Below are 19,355 nucleotides of genomic sequence, written 5' to 3' on the forward strand. Positions count from 1 at the left end.
GGGGTGAGAAGAAATCGGGGACGGATTTATGATCATCCTCCCCCTAGCTCCCATCCACATCCATGGCCCGCCTGCCGCGCCTGACCCTGCCGGGTCATCTGCACCACGTCATCCAGCGCGGAAACAACCGCCAAAGCATCTTCGCGGACCGCGAAGACTTCGAGACTATGCTTTCGCTGCTGGCAGACAATGCGCAGAAATTTGGTGTTTCTGTGCATGCCTATGTGCTGATGGACAACCACTTTCATCTGCTGGCCACGCCCACTACTGCTGACGGCCTTCCGCAGATGATGCAGGCGGTAGGGCGGCGCTACGTGCAGTATTTCAACCGGCGCCACGCCCGTACGGGCACCCTGTGGGAGGGGCGCTATCGTTCCACGGTGCTGCAGCCCGAGCGGTATCTCCTGCCTTGCATGGTCTACCTTGATCTGAACCCGGTGCGGGCCGGGCAGGTGGCGCAGCCTGGCGACTACCCGTGGTCCAGCCATGCCCATTGGCTGGGACTGCGCCATGACCGTTTGCTCACACCGCATGCTTTGTACTGGGCGCTGGGCAACACGCCGTTTGCGCGCGAGGCGGCGTATGCCGAGCTGGTGCAGGCGGGCATCGGCTCGCGGGAGCAGACTGTGCTGACGTCATCCGCACTCAGTGGTTGGGCGCTGGGCGACGCAGAATTTGTTCAAGAGTTGCAAAAGCACACACCGCGCCGGGTAACCCAGGGACAAGCCGGTAGGCCGGCGCTTCGCAAAAAGTCTGAATAAATATGGCATTATCGCTTGCTGTTGTTGATTTAATTGCTATTAAGTTTGATGTGTCCCTAATAAAAAATGAAATTCAATTTTCATTCGTAAATTAAGAATCTGACCCTAATTAATTTTCTTGCCAAAAGATGTTGCAATGCACTAATCTTCCACTCCCTGCGAAAAATATAGGAGTGCGCCATGACCACGGCTGCCGAGATCCAGCATCTGCAACAACACGGTTTGTATTCATCGGGTAACGAACACGACGCCTGCGGCCTCGGGTTTGTGGCCCACATCAAGGGCATCAAGCGCCACGACATCGTGACGCAGGCTCTGAAGATTCTGGAAAACATCGACCACCGTGGCGCGGTGGGTGCCGACCCGCTGATGGGCGACGGCGCCGGCATCCTGATCCAGATCCCTGACGCGCTGTACCGCGAAGAGATGGCCAAGCAAGGCGTGACCTTGCCAGCGGCTGGTGAATACGGTGTGGGCATGATCTTTCTGCCCAAGGAGCATGCTTCCCGCTTGGCTTGCGAGCAGGAGATGGAGCGTGCCATTAAGGCAGAAGGCCAGGTACTGCTGGGCTGGCGCGATGTGCCGGTCAATGTGGACATGCCCATGTCCCCCACCGTGCGCAAGAAGGAGCCCATCCTGCGCCAGGTGTTCATCGGCCGTGGCAACGACGTGATCGTGCAGGATGCGCTGGAGCGCAAGCTGTACGTGATCCGCAAGACGGCCAGCGCCAACATCCAGGCCCTCAAGCTCAAGCACAGCAAGGAATACTACGTTCCCTCCATGTCCAGCCGCACGGTGGTCTACAAGGGCCTGCTGCTGGCCGACCAGGTGGGCGTGTACTACAAGGACCTGTCCGACGAGCGCTGCGTCTCGGCCATCGGTCTGGTGCACCAGCGTTTCTCCACCAACACCTTCCCCGAGTGGCCGCTGGCCCACCCCTACCGCTATGTGGCGCACAACGGTGAAATCAACACCGTCAAGGGCAACTACAACTGGATGAAGGCGCGCGAAGGCGTAATGGCCTCGCCGGTGTTGGCCGCCGACCTGCAAAAGCTCTACCCCATCAGCTTCGCCGACCAGTCCGACACCGCCACGTTCGACAACTGCCTCGAACTGCTGACCATGGCCGGCTACCCCATCAGCCAAGCCGTGATGATGATGATCCCCGAGCCCTGGGAGCAGCACACCACCATGGACGAGCGCCGCCGCGCCTTCTATGAATACCACGCTGCCATGCTGGAGCCTTGGGACGGCCCGGCCTCCATCGTGTTCACCGATGGTCGCCAGATCGGCGCCACGCTGGACCGCAACGGCCTGCGCCCCTCGCGCTACTGCATCACCGACGACGATCTGGTCATCATGGGCTCCGAGTCGGGTGTGTTGCCGGTGCCCGAGAACAAGATCGTGCGCAAGTGGCGCCTGCAGCCCGGCAAGATGTTCCTGATCGACCTGGAACAAGGCCGCATGATCGACGACGACGAGCTAAAAGCCAACATCGTCAACACCAAGCCCTACAAGCAGTGGATCGAAAACCTGCGGATCAAGCTCGACAGCATTGACGCGGGCGCGCAAGTGGCCGCACCGCAGCCTGCCGATCTGCCGCTGCTCGACCGCCAGCAGGCCTTCGGTTACACGCAGGAAGACATCAAGTTCCTGATGGCGCCCATGGCCAAGAATGGTGAAGAGGGCATTGGCTCGATGGGCAATGACAGTCCGCTGGCTGTGCTGTCGGGCAAGAACAAGCCGCTGTACAACTACTTCAAGCAGCTGTTCGCCCAGGTGACGAACCCGCCGATCGATCCGATCCGCGAAGCCATCGTGATGTCGCTCAACAGCTTCATCGGACCCAAGCCGAACCTGCTGGACATCAACCAGGTCAACCCGCCGATGCGGCTCGAAGTGAGCCAGCCCGTGCTCGACTTTGCCGGCATGGCCAAGCTGCGCGACATCGAAAAGTACACGCAAGGCAAGTTCAAGAGCGTGACCATCGACATCACCTACCCACTGAACTGGGGCCGTGAGGGGGTGGAAGCCAAGCTCGCCTCGTTGTGCGCGCAGGCCGTGGATGCCATCAAGGGCGGCGCCAACATCCTGATCGTGAGCGACCGCGCCGTGAGCGCTACCCAGGTGGCAATCCCTGCGCTGCTGGCGTTGTCCGCCATCCACCAGCACTTGGTGGGAGCGGGCCTGCGCACCACGGCCGGCCTGGTGGTCGAGACGGGCACCGCGCGCGAAGTGCACCACTTTGCCGTGCTGGCTGGCTACGGTGCCGAGGCCGTGCACCCCTACCTCGCCATGGAAACCCTGGCCGAGATGCACAAGGACCTGGGCGGCGACCTGTCGGCCGACAAGGCCATCTATAACTACGTCAAGGCGATCGGCAAGGGCCTGTCCAAGATCATGTCCAAGATGGGTGTGAGCACCTACATGAGCTACTGCGGCGCCCAGTTGTTCGAGGCCATCGGCCTCAACACGGAAACCGTGGGCAAGTACTTCACCGGCACCGCCAGCCGCGTGGAAGGCATCGGCGTGTTCGAGATCGCCGAAGAGGCCATCCGCATGCACAAGGCCGCGTTTGGTGACGACCCCGTGCTCGAGACCATGCTGGACGCCGGCGGCGAATACGCCTGGCGCGCTCGGGGCGAAGACCACATGTGGACGCCCGATGCGATTGCCAAGCTGCAGCACAGCACGCGCGCCAACAACTGGAACACCTACAAGGAATACGCCCAGCTGATCAACGACCAGAGCAAGCGCCACATGACGCTGCGCGGCCTGTTCGAGTTCAAGATCGACCCCGCCAAGGCGATTCCGGTCGACGAAGTCGAGCCCGCCAAGGAAATCGTCAAGCGCTTTGCCACGGGGGCCATGTCGTTGGGTTCCATCTCCACCGAGGCCCACGCCACGCTGGCCGTGGCCATGAACCGCATCGGCGGCAAGAGCAACACCGGCGAAGGTGGTGAGGACGCCGCACGCTACCGCAACGAACTCAAGGGCATCCCGATCAAGAAGGGCGATACGCTCAAGAGCGTGATTGGTGCCGAGAACGTGGAGGTCGACCTGCCCCTGCAGGACGGCGACTCGCTGCGCAGCCGCATCAAGCAGGTGGCCTCGGGTCGCTTCGGTGTGACGGCCGAATACCTGTCGTCGGCCGACCAGATCCAGATCAAAATGGCCCAGGGCGCCAAGCCGGGCGAAGGCGGCCAGCTGCCCGGTGGCAAGGTGTCCAACTACATCGGCAAGCTGCGCCACAGCGTGCCCGGCGTGGGCCTGATCTCGCCCCCGCCGCACCACGACATCTACTCCATTGAGGATCTGGCCCAACTGATCCACGATCTGAAGAACGTGGCACCACACGCTGGCATCAGCGTCAAGCTGGTCTCTGAAGTGGGCGTGGGCACCATCGCCGCAGGCGTGGCCAAGTGCAAGAGCGACCACGTGGTGATCGCAGGGCATGACGGCGGCACGGGCGCTTCGCCCTGGTCGTCCATCAAGCACGCGGGTGGCCCCTGGGAAATCGGCCTGGCCGAAACCCAGCAGACGCTGGTGCTGAACCGCCTGCGCGGCCGCATCCGTGTGCAGGCCGACGGCCAGATGAAGACCGGCCGCGACGTCGCCATCGGCGCGCTGCTGGGCGCGGACGAGTTCGGCTTTGCCACGGCACCGCTGGTGGTGGAAGGCTGCATCATGATGCGCAAGTGCCACCTGAACACCTGCCCCGTGGGCGTGGCCACCCAGGACCCCGAGCTGCGCAAGAAGTTCTCGGGCAAGCCCGAGCACGTGGTGAACTATTTCTTCTTCATCGCCGAAGAAGTGCGCCAGATCATGGCCCAGCTCGGCATTCGCAAGTTCGACGACCTGATCGGCCGCACCGATCTGCTCGACATGCGCCAGGGACTGGAACACTGGAAGGCACGTGGCCTGGACTTCAGCCGCCTGTTCGCCCAGCCCAACGTGCCCGCCGATGTGCCGCGCTTCCACGTGGACGTGCAGGACCACAACATCGAGCACACGCTGGACCGCAAGCTCATCGAACGCAGCAAGCCCGCCATTGAAAAGGGCGAGCGCGTGCAGTTCATCGAGGTGGCGCGCAACGTGAACCGCTCGGTCGGCGCCATGCTGTCAGGCGCTGTCACCCGCGTGCACCCCGAAGGCCTGCCCGACGACAGCATCCGTATCCAGCTCGAAGGCACGGGCGGCCAGTCGTTCGGTGCGTTCCTCACGCGCGGCATCACGCTGTACCTGATCGGCGACGCCAACGACTACACGGGCAAGGGTCTGTCGGGAGGCCGCGTGGTCGTGCGCCCCAGCATCGATTTCCGCGGTGACGCCGTGCGCAACACCATCGTTGGCAACACCGTGATGTACGGCGCCACCACGGGCGAAGCCTTCTTCAGCGGCGTTGCCGGTGAGCGTTTCGCCGTGCGTCTATCGGGCGCCACCGCAGTGGTGGAGGGCACGGGCGACCACGGTTGCGAATACATGACCGGGGGCACCGTGGTGGTGCTTGGCAAGACCGGCCGCAACTTTGCGGCGGGCATGAGCGGCGGCGTGGCATACGTGTACGACGAAGACGGTCAGTTCGACACCCGCTGCAACATGTCCATGGTGACGCTGGAGCGCATCCTGCCCGCCACCGAGCAGGAAGCCACGGTGCCACGCTCGATCTGGCACAACGGACAGACCGACGAAGCCCAGCTCAAGAAGCTGCTGGAAGACCACAACCGCTGGACGGGCAGCAAGCGGGCACGCGAACTGCTCGACAACTGGGCCGCATCGCGCAGCAAGTTCGTCAAGGTCTTCCCGACCGAGTACAAGCGTGCGTTGGCTGAAATTTATGAACGAAAAGTGCTGGAGGAGTCCGCTACACCAGCGGTAGCTGCTACCAAAAAAGAAGTGGCACCCGCCAAGTAAGGCGACGTCACCCACCTTCGCACAGCATTCATAGACAAGGACATCGTCATGGGAAAAACTACCGGCTTCATGGAATACGAGCGCATCGAAGAGGGCTACAAGCCTGTGCCCGAGCGCTTGAAGCACTACAAGGAATTTGTCATCGGGCTGGATGAAAGCCAGGCCAAGGTGCAAGGCGCGCGCTGCATGGACTGCGGCACGCCGTTCTGCAACAACGGCTGCCCGGTAAACAACATCATTCCGGACTTCAACGATTTGGTGTACCACGCGGACTGGAAGAGCGCGATTGAGGTGCTGCACAGCACCAACAACTTCCCCGAGTTCACCGGCCGCATCTGCCCCGCACCCTGCGAGGCCGCCTGCGTGCTCAATGTGAACGACGACGCCGTGGGCATCAAGTCCATCGAGCACGCGATCATTGACCGTGCGTGGGAGGAGGGCTGGGTACAGCCACGCGTTGCCAAGCACAAAACGGGCAAGAAGGTGGCCGTGGTGGGCTCTGGCCCCGCAGGTATGGCGGCAGCACAGCAACTCGCGCGCGCTGGCCACAGCGTCACGCTGTTTGAAAAGAACGACCGCGTGGGCGGGCTGCTGCGCTACGGCATTCCGGACTTCAAGATGGAGAAGTCGCACATTGACCGCCGCGTCAAGCAGATGGAAGCCGAAGGCGTGGTCTTCCGCACCGGCGTGTTCGTGGGCGCCGCCAAGGACGGACTGGGCAAAGATTCCAAGGTCACCAACTGGGCCAAGGAAACTGTCACGCCCGAGCAGTTGAACAAGGAGTTCGATGCCGTGCTGCTGACCGGTGGCGCTGAGCAATCGCGCGATCTGCCCGTGCCGGGCCGTGACCTCGATGGCATCCACTTCGCGATGGAGTTCTTGCCGCAGCAGAACAAGGTCAACGCCGGCGACAAGCTCAAGGGCCAGTTGCGCGCCGATGGCAAACACGTCATCGTGATTGGTGGCGGCGACACCGGTAGCGACTGCGTGGGTACCAGCAACCGCCATGGCGCCGTGAGCGTCACCCAGTTTGAGTTGATGCCCCAGCCGCCCGAAGAGGAAAACCGCCCGCTGACCTGGCCTTACTGGCCGATCAAGCTGCGCACCAGCTCCAGCCACGAAGAGGGTTGCGAGCGCGAGTTCGCCATCTCCACCAAGGAGTTCATCGGCGAAAAGGGCAAGGTCACCGGCCTCAAGACCGTGCGTGTGGAGTTCAAGGACGGCAAGATGGTCGAGGTGGCCGGGTCTGAGAAGATCCTGAAGGCCGATCTGGTGCTGCTGGCCATGGGCTTTGTGAGCCCGGTGGCTGCCGTGCTGGAAGCTTTTGGCGTGGACAAGGATGCCCGGGGCAATGCCCGCGCCACGACCGACTTCGATGGCGGTTATGCCACCAACGTGCCCAAGGTTTTCGCTGCTGGCGACATTCGGCGTGGTCAGTCGCTGGTCGTCTGGGCCATCCGCGAAGGCCGTCAGGCCGCGCGTGCAGTCGATGAGTTCCTCATGGGCTACTCAGATCTGCCGCGCTGATCGGCTGCGGAACATGCGATCGAAACGGCGCTGCGGCGCCGTTTTTCATGGCGGGTTAGTCAGGGCGTAAAGCGATCGGTGGATATGACCCTGGCAGTTGGGAGGGGAGGGGCGGCGGACGCATTCTTGGGCGAGGCCACCGACTGGACCCGGCGCGCGCCCGCCAGTCCAGGTGGATGGCCCCGCCTTCCACGTCTGCGCATCTTTATTGGCACAATCGAGGGTTCTGTCAATCCGGGGTTGTATGGCGTCTGAGCGATCATTCATCTCATGATGCAGATGCTTCAAGATGCAAACATACATGTATGTATGTTTGCATCTTGAGCTACCATCGCGGCTTCCTGCGGCCCGAGGAATCACTGTGTGGTGACTGATGACCCGGAATCCTGAATCTTTTTTGCATGCCTGACCCCTCCCTCCTTGCCGAACTGCGCAATGTCACGTTCTCCTACGGAGACCGCGACATCCTGCGCGACGTTTCGCTGACCGTGCCGCGTGGCAAGGTCACGGCGCTGATGGGTGCCTCCGGTGGGGGCAAGACCACGGTGCTGCGCCTGATAGGGGGGCAGCAGCGGGCTTCGGGCGGTGAAGTCCTGTTTGATGGGCAGGACGTGGGTCGCCTTGATGCGTCTGGCTTGTACGCCGTCCGTCGCCGGATGGGGATGCTGTTCCAGTTCGGGGCGTTGTTCACTGACCTGAGTGTTTTCGAGAATGTGGCCTTTCCGCTCAGGGAGCACACCGACCTTTCCGAAGCGCTGATCCGCGACGTGGTCCTCATGAAACTGCATGCCGTGGGCCTGCGCGGCGCACGTGATCTCATGCCCAGCGAGATTTCGGGGGGAATGGCCCGGCGGGTGGCCCTGGCCCGTGCCATTGCGCTGGACCCGGAGCTGGTCATGTATGACGAGCCTTTTGCGGGGCTGGACCCCATTTCCCTGGGTACGGCGGCGCAGCTGATCCGCCAGCTCAATGATGCAATGGGCCTCACGAGCATCGTGGTCTCGCACGACCTGGAGGAAACCTTCCGGCTGGCAGACCACGTGATCATCCTCGGGGCTGGCGTGGTGGCTGCTCAGGGCACGCCAGATGAGGTGCGTGCCAGCACGGACCCCCTGGTCCACCAGTTTGTCAATGCCTTGCCCACAGGGCCGGTACCCTTTCATTACCCTGGCCCTGACGAGGTGCAGGACTTCGGACCTGTGGGAGGGCGTGCACGGTGAGCTGGTACAACCCCTCCGATGTCGGTTTTGCCGTGCGCCAAAAGCTGGCCGACATTGGCATGGGCGCGCGTCTTTTTGTACGGCTGGTGCGGATGGTGGGTGCCACCTTCATGCGGCCTTCGCTGGTGCGCGACCAGGTGCATTTTCTGGGCAACTACTCGCTGGCCATCATCGCAGTGTCCGGCCTGTTTGTAGGGCTGGTGCTGGGGCTGCAGGGGTATTACACGCTGCAGCGCTACGGTTCAGCAGAAGCGCTGGGTCTTCTGGTCACGCTGTCGCTGGTGCGGGAGCTGGGGCCCGTGGTCACCGCCTTGCTGTTTGCGGGGCGGGCGGGCACGTCGCTGACGGCCGAGATTGGTTTGATGCGTGCTGGCGAGCAGCTCAGCGCGATGGAAATGATGGCGGTGGACCCCGTCCAGCGCATTCTGGCGCCCCGCTTCTGGGCCGGCGTGATCACCATGCCCCTGCTGGCGGCGGTGTTCAGTGCGGTGGGGGTGATTGGTGGCTGGAGCGTGGGCGTGCTCATGATCGGCATCGACCCCGGCGCTTTCTGGAGCCAGACGCAGGGCGGCGTTGACGTGTGGAAAGACGTGGGCAACGGGGTGCTCAAAAGCGTGGTGTTCGGCGTTGCCGTCACCTTTGTGGCGTTGCTGCAGGGCTTTACTGCCAAGCCCACGCCCGAGGGCGTGTCGCGTGCCACTACGCGCACCGTGGTGATGGCGTGCCTGGCCGTGCTGGGGCTCGACTTCGTCCTCACGGCCCTGATGTTCAGTATCTGAGCTGGCGATGCTGGCAGTGAAGAGGAAATAAACAATGCAACGCTCCAAAAACGATCTCTGGGTTGGGCTGTTCGTGATGCTGGGTGCCGTGGCGCTGGTGTTTCTGGCGCTCCAGTCCGCCAATTTGCTGAGCCTGAATTTCCAGTCCGGCTACCGCATCACGGCGCGTTTTGACAACATCGGCGGGCTCAAGCCCCAGGCTGCGGTGCGCGGTGCGGGCGTGGTGGTCGGGCGTGTGGAGTCCATCACGTTCGACGACAAGACCTACCAGGCGCGGGTGACGCTGGCGATGGAAAACCGCTACGCTTTCCCGAAGGACAGCTCCCTCAAGATTCTCACCAGCGGCCTGTTGGGTGAGCAGTACATCGGTATTGAGGCCGGGGCGGACGAGAAGAACCTTGTTGCGGGCGACATGGTCACCGCGACCCAGTCTGCCGTGGTGCTCGAAAACCTCATTGGACAGTTTCTCTACAGCAAAGCCGAAGACGGCGGTAAGCCCGCAGGGGCAGGTGACAAGAAATGAAGAACTTTGAAACAACCACCCTGCCCACCGGCTCCAAGCAGCAGGGCTTGCCACGTGCGCTGGGCGGTTCGGCGCTGCTGTTGGCCGGTGCGCTGCTTTCGGGCTGTGCCACCGTGGCCAATCCCGACCCGCGTGATCCGCTGGAATCCTACAACCGGAGCATGACCAACTTCAACGAGCAAGTTGATGCCATGGTGCTCAAGCCGGTAGCGATTGCCTACCAGGACATCGCGCCCGCCCCCGTGCGCACGGGGGTGAGCAACTTTTTCGCCAACATCGGCGATGTCTGGTCGTTTGTGAACAACGTGCTGCAACTGCGCGCGGAGGCTGCCGCCTCGACGTTCATGCGCGTCAATGTCAACACCTTCATGGGTCTCGGCGGGGTGCTCGATATCGCCAGTGAGCTGGGCATAGACCGCTACAAGCAGGACTTTGGCCTGACGCTGGGCCGATGGGGCGTGGGAACTGGCCCATACCTGGTGCTGCCGGTTCTCGGCCCGTCCACGGTGCGCGACACCTTTGCGCTGCCGGTGGACATGAAAGGCAACGTGGTGAGCTATGTGGACCCGGTCTCGGCCCGGAACACGCTGTATGCACTGCGGGTGGTGGACACGCGCGCCAATCTTTTGCGGGCAAGCTCCGTCCTCGACAGTGCCGCGCTGGACAAGTACAGCTTCACGCGGGACGTTTTCCTGCAGGTGCGCAGCCAGGCTGGCGAGCCCCAGAACAGCAAGGGCTCGGATGGCAAAGACGGCAACGACGGCGTGCTGCCGCAAGAGCCTCCCCGTTGAGGTGATTTCCAGGGGGCTGCCCGCCGATGGCGGCCATAGCGCGGGCGATCGTGTTGCACTTGCTTGCACACCGCAACGCCCGCGACGCATGCGTTGTTTCTGCGGCCACCACAATGCAACACGGGCATGCCGGATGGCGGCTCATGACTGAATGAGAAAGTAGAGGATAGAGGACATGATGAACCGACGTTCCCTGGGCCACCTGGCACTGTGTGCTGCCGCCGTGGCATCTCTGGGCTTGCCGCTGGCCGCTCTGGCGGCAGACGAAGCGCCGGACGCGATGATCAAGCGCCTGTCCACCGACGTGCTCAACACTGTGAAGTCCGACAAGGCGATTCAGGGCGGCGACTTGACCAAGGTGATCGCGCTGGTGGACAAGACCGTGATGCCCAACGTCAACTTTCGCCGCATGACTGCCGCTGCCGTGGGGCCAGGCTGGCGCCAGGCCACGCCCGAGCAGCAAAAACGCCTGCAGGACGAGTTCAAGATCTTGCTGGTGCGCACCTATGCGGGTGCGCTGGCGCAGGTCAACGACCAAAGCATCCAGGTCAAGCCGTTGCGCGCTGCGCCCGAAGACAAGGACGTGCTGGTGCGCACCGAAATCGTGGGCCGTGGCGACCCCATTCAGCTGGACTACCGCCTCGAAAAAACCCCTGGCGACGGCGCAGGCTGGAAGATCTACAACCTGAATGTGCTGGGTGTCTGGCTGGTGGAAACCTACCGGGGCCAGTTTGCCCAGGAGATCAACGCCAAGGGCATTGATGGCCTGATCGAGACCCTGGCTGCGCGCAACAAAGCCAACTCCACCGCCAAGGGCTGAGCCTCCTCCATGCTGGTTCTCCCCCCCGAGCTGACCCACCGCCAGGCCACAGCCTGCCTGCAGATGCTTCTGCAGGGGCTGCGCGTGCACCGTGAAAGTGGTGTGGTGGTGGATGCGAGCGCGATGACGGTGTTTGACAGCTCGGCCCTGGCCGTGCTGCTGGAATGCCGGCGTGAGGCGCTGTCCGTGGGCAAGACCTTTGCCGTGCAGGGGTTGCCCACGGCGCTGCGCGGCATGGCGGGCTTGTACGGCGTTGGCACCTTGCTCACGCCCGTGTCCTGAGGGTGCATACCCTCCGCCATAACGCAGTTCGGGGCAAGGCCGTAAAATCAGGGGCTTCATGCCCGCAGTCTCCTTCCAAGCCATCTCCAAGACCTTTGCCACGCCCAAAGGCCCTTTTCAGGCACTGAACCAGGTCAACCTGGACATTGAGGAGGGCGAGTTCTTCGGACTCCTCGGCCCCAACGGTGCCGGTAAAACCACCCTGATCAGCATCCTCGCGGGCCTGGCGCGCGCCAGCAGCGGCCGTGTGCTGGTGCAGGGCAGCGACGTGCAGGCCGACTTCGCCGAGGCGCGCCGCAAGCTCGGTGTGGTGCCGCAGGAACTGGTGTTCGACCCCTTCTTCAATGTGCGCGAATCGCTGCGCATCCAGTCCGGCTATTTCGGCGTGAAGAACAACGACGCCTGGATCGACGAGCTGCTGGAGAACCTGGGCCTTACCGACAAGGCCAACGCCAACATGCGGCAACTGTCGGGCGGCATGAAGCGCCGCGTGCTCGTGGCGCAGGCGCTGGTGCACAAGCCGCCCATCATCGTGCTCGATGAACCAACGGCTGGCGTGGACGTGGAGCTGCGCCAGACCCTTTGGCACTTTGTCGCGCGCCTGAACAAGGAAGGCCACACGGTGTTGCTGACCACGCATTACCTGGAAGAAGCCGAAGCCCTGTGTGGCCGCATTGCCATGCTCAAGTCCGGCCAGATCGTAGCGCTGAACCGCACCAGCGAACTGCTGCAGGCGGCTTCAGGCAGCATCCTGCAGTTCAAGACCGATGCGGCTTTGCCACCCGCCCTGGCGATGGCGGCGCGTGTCACCGGTCGTATCGTGCAACTGCCCGCGCACGACGCCGCAGAGATCGAAAGCCACCTGGCAGCGCTGCGCGTAGCGGGCGTAGAGGTGCATGACATGGAGATCCGCAGGCCGGACCTGGAGGATGTGTTCTTGCAGGTGATGTCCGGTACGTCTGCGTCCAACATCCCACTCGAAGGTGTCGCGCTATGACCGGCTGGCAGACCCTGTTCTACAAGGAAGTCCTGCGGTTCTGGAAGGTCAGCTTCCAGACCGTTGCCGCGCCGGTGCTCACGGCCGTGTTGTACCTGCTGATCTTCGGTCACGTGCTCGAAGACCACGTCAAGGTCTACGACCGCATCAGCTACACCGCCTTTCTGGTGCCCGGCCTCGTGATGATGAGCGTGCTGCAAAACGCCTTTGCCAACAGCTCGTCGAGCCTGATCCAGAGCAAGATCATGGGCAGTCTGGTGTTTGTGCTGCTCACGCCGCTGTCGCACTGGGCCTGGTTTGTGGCCTATGTGGGCTCGTCCATGGTGCGCGGGCTGGTGGTGGGGCTGGGTGTGTTCATCGTCACGCTGGCTTTTGCGCGGCCAGAGTTTGCGGCGCCGCTGTGGATACTGGTGTTTGCGGTGCTGGGCGCGGGCCTGCTGGCCACGTTGGGGCTCATTGCCGGGCTGTGGGCCGACAAGTTTGATCAGCTCGCCGCGTTCCAAAACTTCGTGGTCGTGCCCATGACGTTCCTCTCGGGCGTGTTCTATTCCATCCAGTCGCTGCCGCCGTTCTGGCAGACCGTGAGCCACCTCAACCCGTTTTTCTACATGATTGACGGGTTCCGCTATGGCTTCTTTGGCCAGAGCGATACCTCGCCCTGGCTCAGCCTCAGCATCGTGGGCATCGCCTGGCTGGCCGTGAGCTTTCTCGCCGTGCACCTGCTGCGCACCGGCTACAAAATTCGCAACTGATTCCGAGCCCAACATGACCGCTGACCAACTCAAAGACATCATCGCCGCCGGCCTGGCCTGCGAACACATCACGCTGGAGGGCGATGGGCGCCACTGGTACGCCACCATCGTCTCGGCCGAGTTCGAGGGCAAGCGCGCCATCCAACGCCACCAGCGCGTGTACGCCACTCTGGGCGCGAAAATGCATACGGATGAAGTTCACGCGCTGTCGATGAAGACCTTCACCCCCGCCGAGTGGGCGGCGCAAGCGCAGTGACGCTGCCCGCCTAGGTACTCATTTATTGATAGCTGTTAACGCTTGATAGATAAGCGCTAAGGGCCATTTTCATTCATATTTTGGTTGTTAGATAGAGATGGACAAACTCCTGATTCGCGGCGGACGCACCTTGCAAGGCGAGGTGCTGGTCTCTGGCGCCAAGAACGCCGCCTTGCCGGAGTTGTGTGCCGCGCTGCTCACCGCCGACCCGGTGACCCTGCTCAACGTGCCCCAGCTGCAGGATGTGAGCACCATGCTCAAGCTCATCCGCAATATGGGCGTGACCGCAGAGCGCGCCGACGACGGCACGGTGCGCATCGACGCCAGTGCGCTCAACACGCCCGAGGCGCCGTACGAGTTGGTCAAGACCATGCGCGCCTCCGTGCTGGCGCTGGGCCCGCTGCTGGCCCGCTTTGGCGAGGCCACGGTGTCGCTGCCCGGTGGTTGCGCCATCGGTTCGCGCCCGGTGGACCAGCACATCAAGGGCCTGGCCGCCATGGGCGCCGAGATCGTGGTCGAGCACGGCTACATGATCGCCAAGCTGCCTGCGGGTTGGACGCGTTTGAAGGGCGCGCGCATCACCACCGACATGGTCACGGTGACGGGCACCGAGAACTTCCTCATGGCCGCTGCGCTGGCCGAAGGCGAGACGGTGCTGGAAAACGCCGCGCAAGAGCCCGAAATTTCGGACCTGGCCGAGATGCTGATCGCCATGGGCGCGAAGATCGAAGGCCACGGCACCAGCCGCATCCGCATCCAGGGCGTGGACCAACTGCACGGCTGCACCCACCGCGTGGTGGCTGACCGCATCGAGGCTGGCACCTTCCTCTGCGCTGTGGCAGCCACGGGCGGTGATGTGATGCTGCGCCATGGCCGCGCCGACCACCTGGATGCGGTGATCGAAAAGCTGCGTGAGGCCGGTGCCACCGTGCAAGCGGTCGAGGGCGGTATCCGCGTGCAAAGCGCGGGCGGCGCCACGCTCAAGGCACAGGGCTTTCGCACCACCGAGTACCCGGGTTTCCCCACCGACATGCAGGCCCAGTTCATGGCGCTCAACTGCATTGCGCAGGGCACGGCCACGGTGACCGAGACGATTTTTGAAAACCGCTTCATGCACGTCAATGAACTGGTGCGGCTGGGTGCCAAGATCCAGACCGATGGCAAGGTGGCGGTCATCGAAGGCGTGCCCCGCCTGTCCGGCGCCACCGTGATGGCCACCGACCTGCGTGCATCGGCCAGCCTCGTCATCGCGGGCCTGGTGGCCGACGGCGAAACCGTGGTGGACCGCATCTACCACCTGGACCGTGGCTACGACTGTATGGAAGCCAAACTGCGCGGCATGGGCGCCGACATTGAAAGACTGAAAGCATGAGCACCGGCAACATGATCACCCTGGCCCTGTCCAAGGGCCGCATCTTTGACGAAACCCTGCCGCTGTTAGCCGCCGCAGGCATCGAGGTGCTGGAAGACCCCGAAAAGTCGCGCAAGCTCATCCTGCCCACCAACCAGCCCAACGTGCGCGTGGTGCTGGTGCGTGCCACCGACGTGCCCACCTACGTGGAATACGGCGGTGCCGACATCGGCGTGACCGGCAAGGACACCCTGATCGAACACGGTGGCCAGGGGCTGTACCAGCCGCTGGACCTGCAGATTGCCAAGTGCCGCGTGAGCGTTGCCGTGCGCAACGACTTCGACTACGAGCGTGCTGTCAAGCAGGGCTCGCGCCTGAAGGTCGCCACCAAGTACACGTCGATTGCGCGTGACTTCTTTGCCACCAAGGGCGTGCATGTCGACATGGTCAAGCTTTACGGCAGCATGGAACTGGCGCCGCTCATCGGCCTGGCCGATGCCATCGTCGACCTGGTGTCCACCGGCAACACGCTCAAGGCCAACCACCTGGTGGAGGTCGAGCGCATCATGGACATCAGCTCCTACCTCGTGGTCAACCAGGCCGCGCTCAAACTCAAGCAGGCACCGCTGCGCCGCATCATTGATGCGTTTGCTTCGGCCATCCCTGCCCCCAAGAACTGAACCCACCGTAGAACGCACTATGACTTTGGTAGCTGCTCCCGCCCGTCTGTCCACCGCTGCGGCCACTTTTGAGGCTGATTTTGCAGCCCGCCTGCATTGGTCTGCCGACACCGACGCGGCCATCGAGCAGCGCGTGGCCGACATCCTGGCCGACGTGCAAAAGCGCGGCGATGCGGCGGTGCTGGAATACACCGCCCGCTTCGACGGCCTCTCGGCACCGAACATGGCCGCGCTGGAGCTGACCCAGGCCGACTTCAAGGCCGCGTTTGACGCCATCCCCCAGGCCCAGCGCGACGCGCTGCAGGCAGCCGCCAAGCGCGTGCGCAGCTACCACGAGGCGCAGAAGAAGGCGTCGGGAGAGAGCTGGAGCTACCGCGACGAGGACGGCACTCTGCTGGGCCAGAAGGTCACGCCGCTGGACCGCGTGGGCATCTACGTGCCCGGCGGCAAGGCCGCCTACCCGTCGAGCCTGCTGATGAACGCCATCCCGGCCCACGTAGCGGGAGTGCAGGAAATAATCATGGTCGTGCCCACCCCCGTGCGTGGCAGCGTGGCGACCGGCGGAACGGGCGAGGGCACCTCGACGAAGGGCGAGCGCAACGAGCTGGTGCTGGCCGCCGCCTACGTGGCCGGTGTGACCCGCGCCTTCACCATCGGCGGCGCCCAGGCCGTGGCCGCGCTGGCCTACGGCACGGCCACCGTGCCCAAGGTGGACAAGATCACCGGCCCCGGCAACGCCTATGTGGCCAGCGCCAAGAAGCGCGTGTTCGGCACCGTGGGCATCGACATGATCGCGGGCCCGAGCGAAATCCTGGTGCTGGCCGATGGCACCACACCGCCCGACTGGGTGGCCATGGACCTCTTCAGCCAAGCCGAGCATGACGAGCTGGCGCAGAGCATCCTGCTGTGCCCTGACGCCGCCTACCTCGACGCCGTGCAGCGCGAGATCGACCGCCTGCTGCCCACCATGCCGCGCGCCGAGATCATCGCCAAGAGCCTTACCGGCCGGGGCGCGCTGATCCTCACCAAGGACATGGAAGAAGCCTGCGCGATCAGCAACCGCATCGCTCCGGAGCATTTGGAAGTGAGCAGCACCGACCCGCACCGTTGGGAGCCTTTGCTGCGCCACGCGGGCGCGATCTTTCTGGGCGCCTACACCTCCGAAAGCCTGGGCGACTACTGCGCAGGCCCCAACCACGTGCTGCCCACCAGCGGCACGGCACGCTTCTCCTCCCCGCTGGGCGTGTACGACTTCCAGAAGCGCAGCAGCATCATCGAGGTGAGCGAAGCTGGTGCCCAGGTGCTGGGCACCATCGCCGCCGAGCTGGCCTACGGCGAGGGCTTGCAGGCCCACGCGCAGGCGGCCGAGATGCGGCTCAAGGCTGGAGTCAAGCCGCGCTGATCGCCCCCCGGGGCAGGGCACCCTGTGTGGGGGCCGACGCCTTGGGCTGGGATGCGGCGGGTGCAGGTGGACAGGCGGCTCCTGCCACCGCCCGGTGTTGTGCCCAGTTCAGCCGCGCGGGCCGGTGGCCTTCGGCACTGACCCGCAGTCGCACGGGTCCGGTGAAGGACAGGCGCTGGCCGGCCTCCAGAAAGTAATCCTCCAGCAGACCATCACAGGTCACCCAGACGCGGCCCTGTTCGACTTCGAGCAGGGCGATCTCGCCCGCGCGGAAGTCCAGCACCTGGACGGCCTGCAGCGGCGGCAGGGGCTGGCGCTTCCATTGCAGCGTGAGAGGAACCGCAGGCTGGCTGGGCAGTGCGGGCGACGGTGGGGTGGGGGTGTGCAGCGTGTTCATGCCTTCACTGTGCGGCCACCTGCGATGCGCCACCAGCCACAGGCCTGCACAATCTGGGCCAGTACAGAACAGCAAACCAACCCATCTGTACTGGTCGTACTGGGATGCCTCTGTACTGTCTATCGACCAGAGGGCCAGTACAGAATGCAGCATGGCCACCGATGACGCACCCCCGCTGTACCTCCAGATTGCCGAGCAACTCGCGCAGCTGATCCGCAATGGCACGCTCGCGCGCGGCGAAAAGCTGCCGTCGGTGCGCGAACTGGCCCGCCAGCACGGCGTGGCGCAGACCACGGTGGTGCAGGCCTACCACTGGCTGGAGGATGCGCGCCTGATCACCGCGCGCCCGCGCTCAGGCTTTTTTGTGGCGGCGCGGCCGGTGAGCCTGCCCGAGCCCAGCACACCGCGCCCGATGCGCCGCCCGCGCGAGGTGTCGGTGGACTGGCTGGGCCAGCGCATCCTGGGGCGCAACCAGCCGGTGGACATCATTTCGTACAGCAGCGGCACGCCTGGCCCCGAGCTATTCAACCCCGACCGCGTGCGCCGCGCCGTGGTGCGCGCCGCGCAGCGCCACCGCAACCTGCTGTGCACTTACCCCGGTTCGTCGGGCCATGAGGACGCGCGCCGTGCGCTGGCGCGCTACGCCGTCAGCCTGGGCTGCAGCCTGGACCCCGAGAACATCGTGATCACCGGGGGCTGCATGGACAGCATTGCGCTGTGTCTGCGCGCGGTGACGCAGCCGGGCGACGTGGTGGCGCTGGAGTCACCCACGCATTTTTCGTTTCTGGAGGTGCTGCAGGGCCTGCACCTCAAGGCGCTGGAGATTCCCACCCACCCGCGCAACGGACTGTCTCTTGATGCGCTGCAACTGGCGTTGGACACCCAGCCCGTCAAGGCTGTGATGGTGGTGCCCACGCTCAGCAACCCGCTGGGCAGCTGCATGCCCCAGGCCGAGCGCAGGCGCCTGGTGCAGATGGCGGCGCGGCACGACATGGCGGTCATCGAGGACGCGATCTACAACGACCTGGTCGAGGTGGACGAGATGCGCCGCACCGTCAAGTCGTACGACACCACAGGCCATGTGATGTTGTGCGACTCGTTCTCCAAGACGCTGGCGCCGGGCCTGCGCCTGGGCTGGCTGGAGGCCGGCCGCTGGGCCGACAAGCTGCGCGCCATCAAGGACCTGCAGGCGGGTGGCCAGTCCGCCGTGCTGGAGCTGGCCCTGGCCGACCTCATCACCCAGACGGGCCACGCCGCCGCCATGCGCCAGCTGCGTGCGGCCGTGGCGGCGCGCATGGATGAGGTGCGCCATGTGATTGCCGCGCACTTCCCGCAGGGTACGCGCGTGAGTGACCCGCCCGGCGGCCTGCTGCTGTGGCTGGAGCTGCCGCGCGCGCTCGATTCCGTGCAACTGCACGAGGCCTGCCTGGCCCGGCAGATCCTGATCGCACCCGGCACGGTGTTCAGCGCCAGCGGGCGGTTCCGCAACTGCCTGCGCATTGGCGTGGGCGGCGACTGGTCGCCTGCCCATCTGGAGGCGCTGCGCACCGTGGGTGACATGGCGTGCCAGATGCTGCAGGGCGGGGCACAGCGCAAGGCGGCTTGATTGTGGTGTTTTAATCAACACGAAGTTCGTGGTGCACGAAGTTCGTGTAATATTTAATCCATGAAAAACATCACCGTGACCATGGACGACACCGTTGCCGAATGGGTGCGCGTGGAAGCCGCCAAGCGCGGCAGCAGCGTCTCGCGCCTGCTCGGTGAATGGCTGGCCGAAAAGATGCGCCAGGAAGACGCCTACGCACAGGCCATGCGCGAGGCACTTGGGTTTGAATCCTGGGGCGCGTCCAGTGGGCCCTATGTGCCGCGCGAAACCCTGTTTCTGCGCTGAACCGGGCAAAAC

The 19,355-nt window shown here is 64.0% G+C and carries 18 protein-coding genes; 17 read left to right on the top strand and 1 reads right to left on the bottom strand.

Annotation, left to right across the window (positions count from 1 at the left end; genetic code table 11):
* The first annotated feature begins 62 nt into the window (after positions 1 to 62).
* From ACODS0_RS14975 to hisD, 15 genes are all read left to right on the top strand, one after another.
* Positions 63 to 761 carry a transposase gene (locus tag ACODS0_RS14975; RefSeq protein ID WP_488835850.1) on the top strand — a complete coding sequence of 233 codons (699 nt, stop codon included), beginning with the start codon at positions 63 to 65 and terminating at the stop codon, positions 759 to 761.
* 180 nt (positions 762 to 941) lie between these two features.
* Entirely contained in the window at positions 942 to 5,675 is a 4,734-nt protein-coding gene (locus ACODS0_RS14980; RefSeq protein WP_121422425.1) for a glutamate synthase-related protein, read from the top strand.
* 48 nt (positions 5,676 to 5,723) lie between these two features.
* Positions 5,724 to 7,202 (top strand): glutamate synthase subunit beta, encoded by a 1,479-nt coding sequence (locus tag ACODS0_RS14985; protein WP_176888461.1) that lies wholly within the window; start codon positions 5,724 to 5,726, stop codon positions 7,200 to 7,202.
* A 401-nt stretch (positions 7,203 to 7,603) separates the two neighbouring features.
* The gene (locus tag ACODS0_RS14990) at positions 7,604 to 8,422 is read left to right on the top strand and encodes an ABC transporter ATP-binding protein (protein WP_121422427.1); all 819 of its coding nucleotides are present in this window, start codon (positions 7,604 to 7,606) and stop codon (positions 8,420 to 8,422) included.
* Positions 8,419 to 9,201 carry a lipid asymmetry maintenance ABC transporter permease subunit MlaE gene (gene mlaE / locus ACODS0_RS14995; protein WP_055399256.1) on the top strand — a complete coding sequence of 261 codons (783 nt, stop codon included), beginning with the start codon at positions 8,419 to 8,421 and terminating at the stop codon, positions 9,199 to 9,201. The genes ACODS0_RS14990 and mlaE overlap by 4 nt, the downstream gene beginning before the upstream one ends.
* Before the next feature lie 34 nt (positions 9,202 to 9,235).
* Positions 9,236 to 9,724, top strand: a complete 489-nt coding sequence (mlaD, locus tag ACODS0_RS15000; protein WP_121507448.1) for an outer membrane lipid asymmetry maintenance protein MlaD — start codon at positions 9,236 to 9,238, stop codon at positions 9,722 to 9,724.
* The gene (locus ACODS0_RS15005) at positions 9,721 to 10,515 is read left to right on the top strand and encodes an MlaA family lipoprotein (protein ID WP_055399252.1); all 795 of its coding nucleotides are present in this window, start codon (positions 9,721 to 9,723) and stop codon (positions 10,513 to 10,515) included. The genes mlaD and ACODS0_RS15005 overlap by 4 nt, the downstream gene beginning before the upstream one ends.
* A gap of 175 nt (positions 10,516 to 10,690) precedes the next feature.
* Positions 10,691 to 11,335, top strand: coding sequence for an MlaC/ttg2D family ABC transporter substrate-binding protein (locus ACODS0_RS15010; protein ID WP_055399250.1), 645 nt, complete (start codon positions 10,691 to 10,693; stop codon positions 11,333 to 11,335).
* Positions 11,336 to 11,344: 9 nt separating this feature from the next.
* Positions 11,345 to 11,617, top strand: a complete 273-nt coding sequence (locus ACODS0_RS15015; protein ID WP_055399248.1) for an STAS domain-containing protein — start codon at positions 11,345 to 11,347, stop codon at positions 11,615 to 11,617.
* Positions 11,618 to 11,675: 58 nt separating this feature from the next.
* On the top strand, positions 11,676 to 12,614 hold the full coding sequence (locus tag ACODS0_RS15020; protein WP_055399246.1) for an ABC transporter ATP-binding protein: 939 nt from the start codon (positions 11,676 to 11,678) through the stop codon (positions 12,612 to 12,614).
* Positions 12,611 to 13,366: an ABC transporter permease gene (locus tag ACODS0_RS15025; protein WP_121507446.1), complete on the top strand. Its 756-nt coding sequence runs from the start codon at positions 12,611 to 12,613 to the stop codon at positions 13,364 to 13,366. The genes ACODS0_RS15020 and ACODS0_RS15025 overlap by 4 nt, the downstream gene beginning before the upstream one ends.
* A 13-nt stretch (positions 13,367 to 13,379) precedes the next feature.
* Positions 13,380 to 13,622 carry a BolA family protein gene (locus ACODS0_RS15030; protein WP_010462096.1) on the top strand — a complete coding sequence of 81 codons (243 nt, stop codon included), beginning with the start codon at positions 13,380 to 13,382 and terminating at the stop codon, positions 13,620 to 13,622.
* Between the two features lie 97 nt (positions 13,623 to 13,719).
* Positions 13,720 to 14,994, top strand: a complete 1,275-nt coding sequence (gene murA / locus ACODS0_RS15035) for a UDP-N-acetylglucosamine 1-carboxyvinyltransferase (protein WP_488835851.1) — start codon at positions 13,720 to 13,722, stop codon at positions 14,992 to 14,994.
* An 11-nt stretch (positions 14,995 to 15,005) separates the two neighbouring features.
* The gene (hisG, locus tag ACODS0_RS15040; protein ID WP_121508815.1) at positions 15,006 to 15,653 is read left to right on the top strand and encodes an ATP phosphoribosyltransferase; all 648 of its coding nucleotides are present in this window, start codon (positions 15,006 to 15,008) and stop codon (positions 15,651 to 15,653) included.
* A gap of 19 nt (positions 15,654 to 15,672) precedes the next feature.
* Positions 15,673 to 17,055: a histidinol dehydrogenase gene (gene hisD / locus ACODS0_RS15045; protein ID WP_055399237.1), complete on the top strand. Its 1,383-nt coding sequence runs from the start codon at positions 15,673 to 15,675 to the stop codon at positions 17,053 to 17,055.
* Here the strand turns inward: hisD and ACODS0_RS15050 are convergent.
* Positions 17,042 to 17,452 (bottom strand): DUF2917 domain-containing protein, encoded by a 411-nt coding sequence (locus ACODS0_RS15050; protein WP_121507443.1) that lies wholly within the window; start codon positions 17,450 to 17,452, stop codon positions 17,042 to 17,044. The genes hisD and ACODS0_RS15050 overlap by 14 nt on opposite strands.
* A gap of 151 nt (positions 17,453 to 17,603) precedes the next feature.
* Between ACODS0_RS15050 and ACODS0_RS15055 the strand changes: the two genes are divergently transcribed.
* Together ACODS0_RS15055 and ACODS0_RS15060 are read left to right on the top strand one after the other, a co-directional pair.
* Positions 17,604 to 19,058 carry an aminotransferase-like domain-containing protein gene (locus tag ACODS0_RS15055; RefSeq protein WP_487255607.1) on the top strand — a complete coding sequence of 485 codons (1,455 nt, stop codon included), beginning with the start codon at positions 17,604 to 17,606 and terminating at the stop codon, positions 19,056 to 19,058.
* Between the two features lie 60 nt (positions 19,059 to 19,118).
* Positions 19,119 to 19,343: a hypothetical protein gene (locus ACODS0_RS15060; RefSeq protein ID WP_015012682.1), complete on the top strand. Its 225-nt coding sequence runs from the start codon at positions 19,119 to 19,121 to the stop codon at positions 19,341 to 19,343.
* Positions 19,344 to 19,355 lie beyond the last annotated feature (12 nt).

The sequence above is a fragment of the Acidovorax sp. FG60 genome (assembly GCF_057808995.1).

Bases quoted from the DNA above. Each gene is read 5' to 3' on its own strand.
- ACODS0_RS14975 (WP_488835850.1), top strand. From the start codon at position 63: ATGGCCCGCCTGCCGCGCCTGACCCTGCCGGGTCATCTGCACCACGTC.
- ACODS0_RS14980 (WP_121422425.1), top strand. From the start codon at position 942: ATGACCACGGCTGCCGAGATCCAGCATCTGCAACAACACGGTTTGTAT.
- ACODS0_RS14985 (WP_176888461.1), top strand. From the start codon at position 5,724: ATGGGAAAAACTACCGGCTTCATGGAATACGAGCGCATCGAAGAGGGC.
- ACODS0_RS14990 (WP_121422427.1), top strand. From the start codon at position 7,604: ATGCCTGACCCCTCCCTCCTTGCCGAACTGCGCAATGTCACGTTCTCC.
- mlaD (WP_121507448.1), top strand. From the start codon at position 9,236: ATGCAACGCTCCAAAAACGATCTCTGGGTTGGGCTGTTCGTGATGCTG.
- ACODS0_RS15005 (WP_055399252.1), top strand. From the start codon at position 9,721: ATGAAGAACTTTGAAACAACCACCCTGCCCACCGGCTCCAAGCAGCAG.
- ACODS0_RS15010 (WP_055399250.1), top strand. From the start codon at position 10,691: ATGATGAACCGACGTTCCCTGGGCCACCTGGCACTGTGTGCTGCCGCC.
- ACODS0_RS15015 (WP_055399248.1), top strand. From the start codon at position 11,345: ATGCTGGTTCTCCCCCCCGAGCTGACCCACCGCCAGGCCACAGCCTGC.
- ACODS0_RS15020 (WP_055399246.1), top strand. From the start codon at position 11,676: ATGCCCGCAGTCTCCTTCCAAGCCATCTCCAAGACCTTTGCCACGCCC.
- ACODS0_RS15025 (WP_121507446.1), top strand. From the start codon at position 12,611: ATGACCGGCTGGCAGACCCTGTTCTACAAGGAAGTCCTGCGGTTCTGG.
- ACODS0_RS15030 (WP_010462096.1), top strand. From the start codon at position 13,380: ATGACCGCTGACCAACTCAAAGACATCATCGCCGCCGGCCTGGCCTGC.
- murA (WP_488835851.1), top strand. From the start codon at position 13,720: ATGGACAAACTCCTGATTCGCGGCGGACGCACCTTGCAAGGCGAGGTG.
- hisG (WP_121508815.1), top strand. From the start codon at position 15,006: ATGATCACCCTGGCCCTGTCCAAGGGCCGCATCTTTGACGAAACCCTG.
- hisD (WP_055399237.1), top strand. From the start codon at position 15,673: ATGACTTTGGTAGCTGCTCCCGCCCGTCTGTCCACCGCTGCGGCCACT.
- ACODS0_RS15050 (WP_121507443.1), bottom strand. From the start codon at position 17,452: ATGAACACGCTGCACACCCCCACCCCACCGTCGCCCGCACTGCCCAGC.
- ACODS0_RS15055 (WP_487255607.1), top strand. From the start codon at position 17,604: ATGGCCACCGATGACGCACCCCCGCTGTACCTCCAGATTGCCGAGCAA.
- ACODS0_RS15060 (WP_015012682.1), top strand. From the start codon at position 19,119: ATGAAAAACATCACCGTGACCATGGACGACACCGTTGCCGAATGGGTG.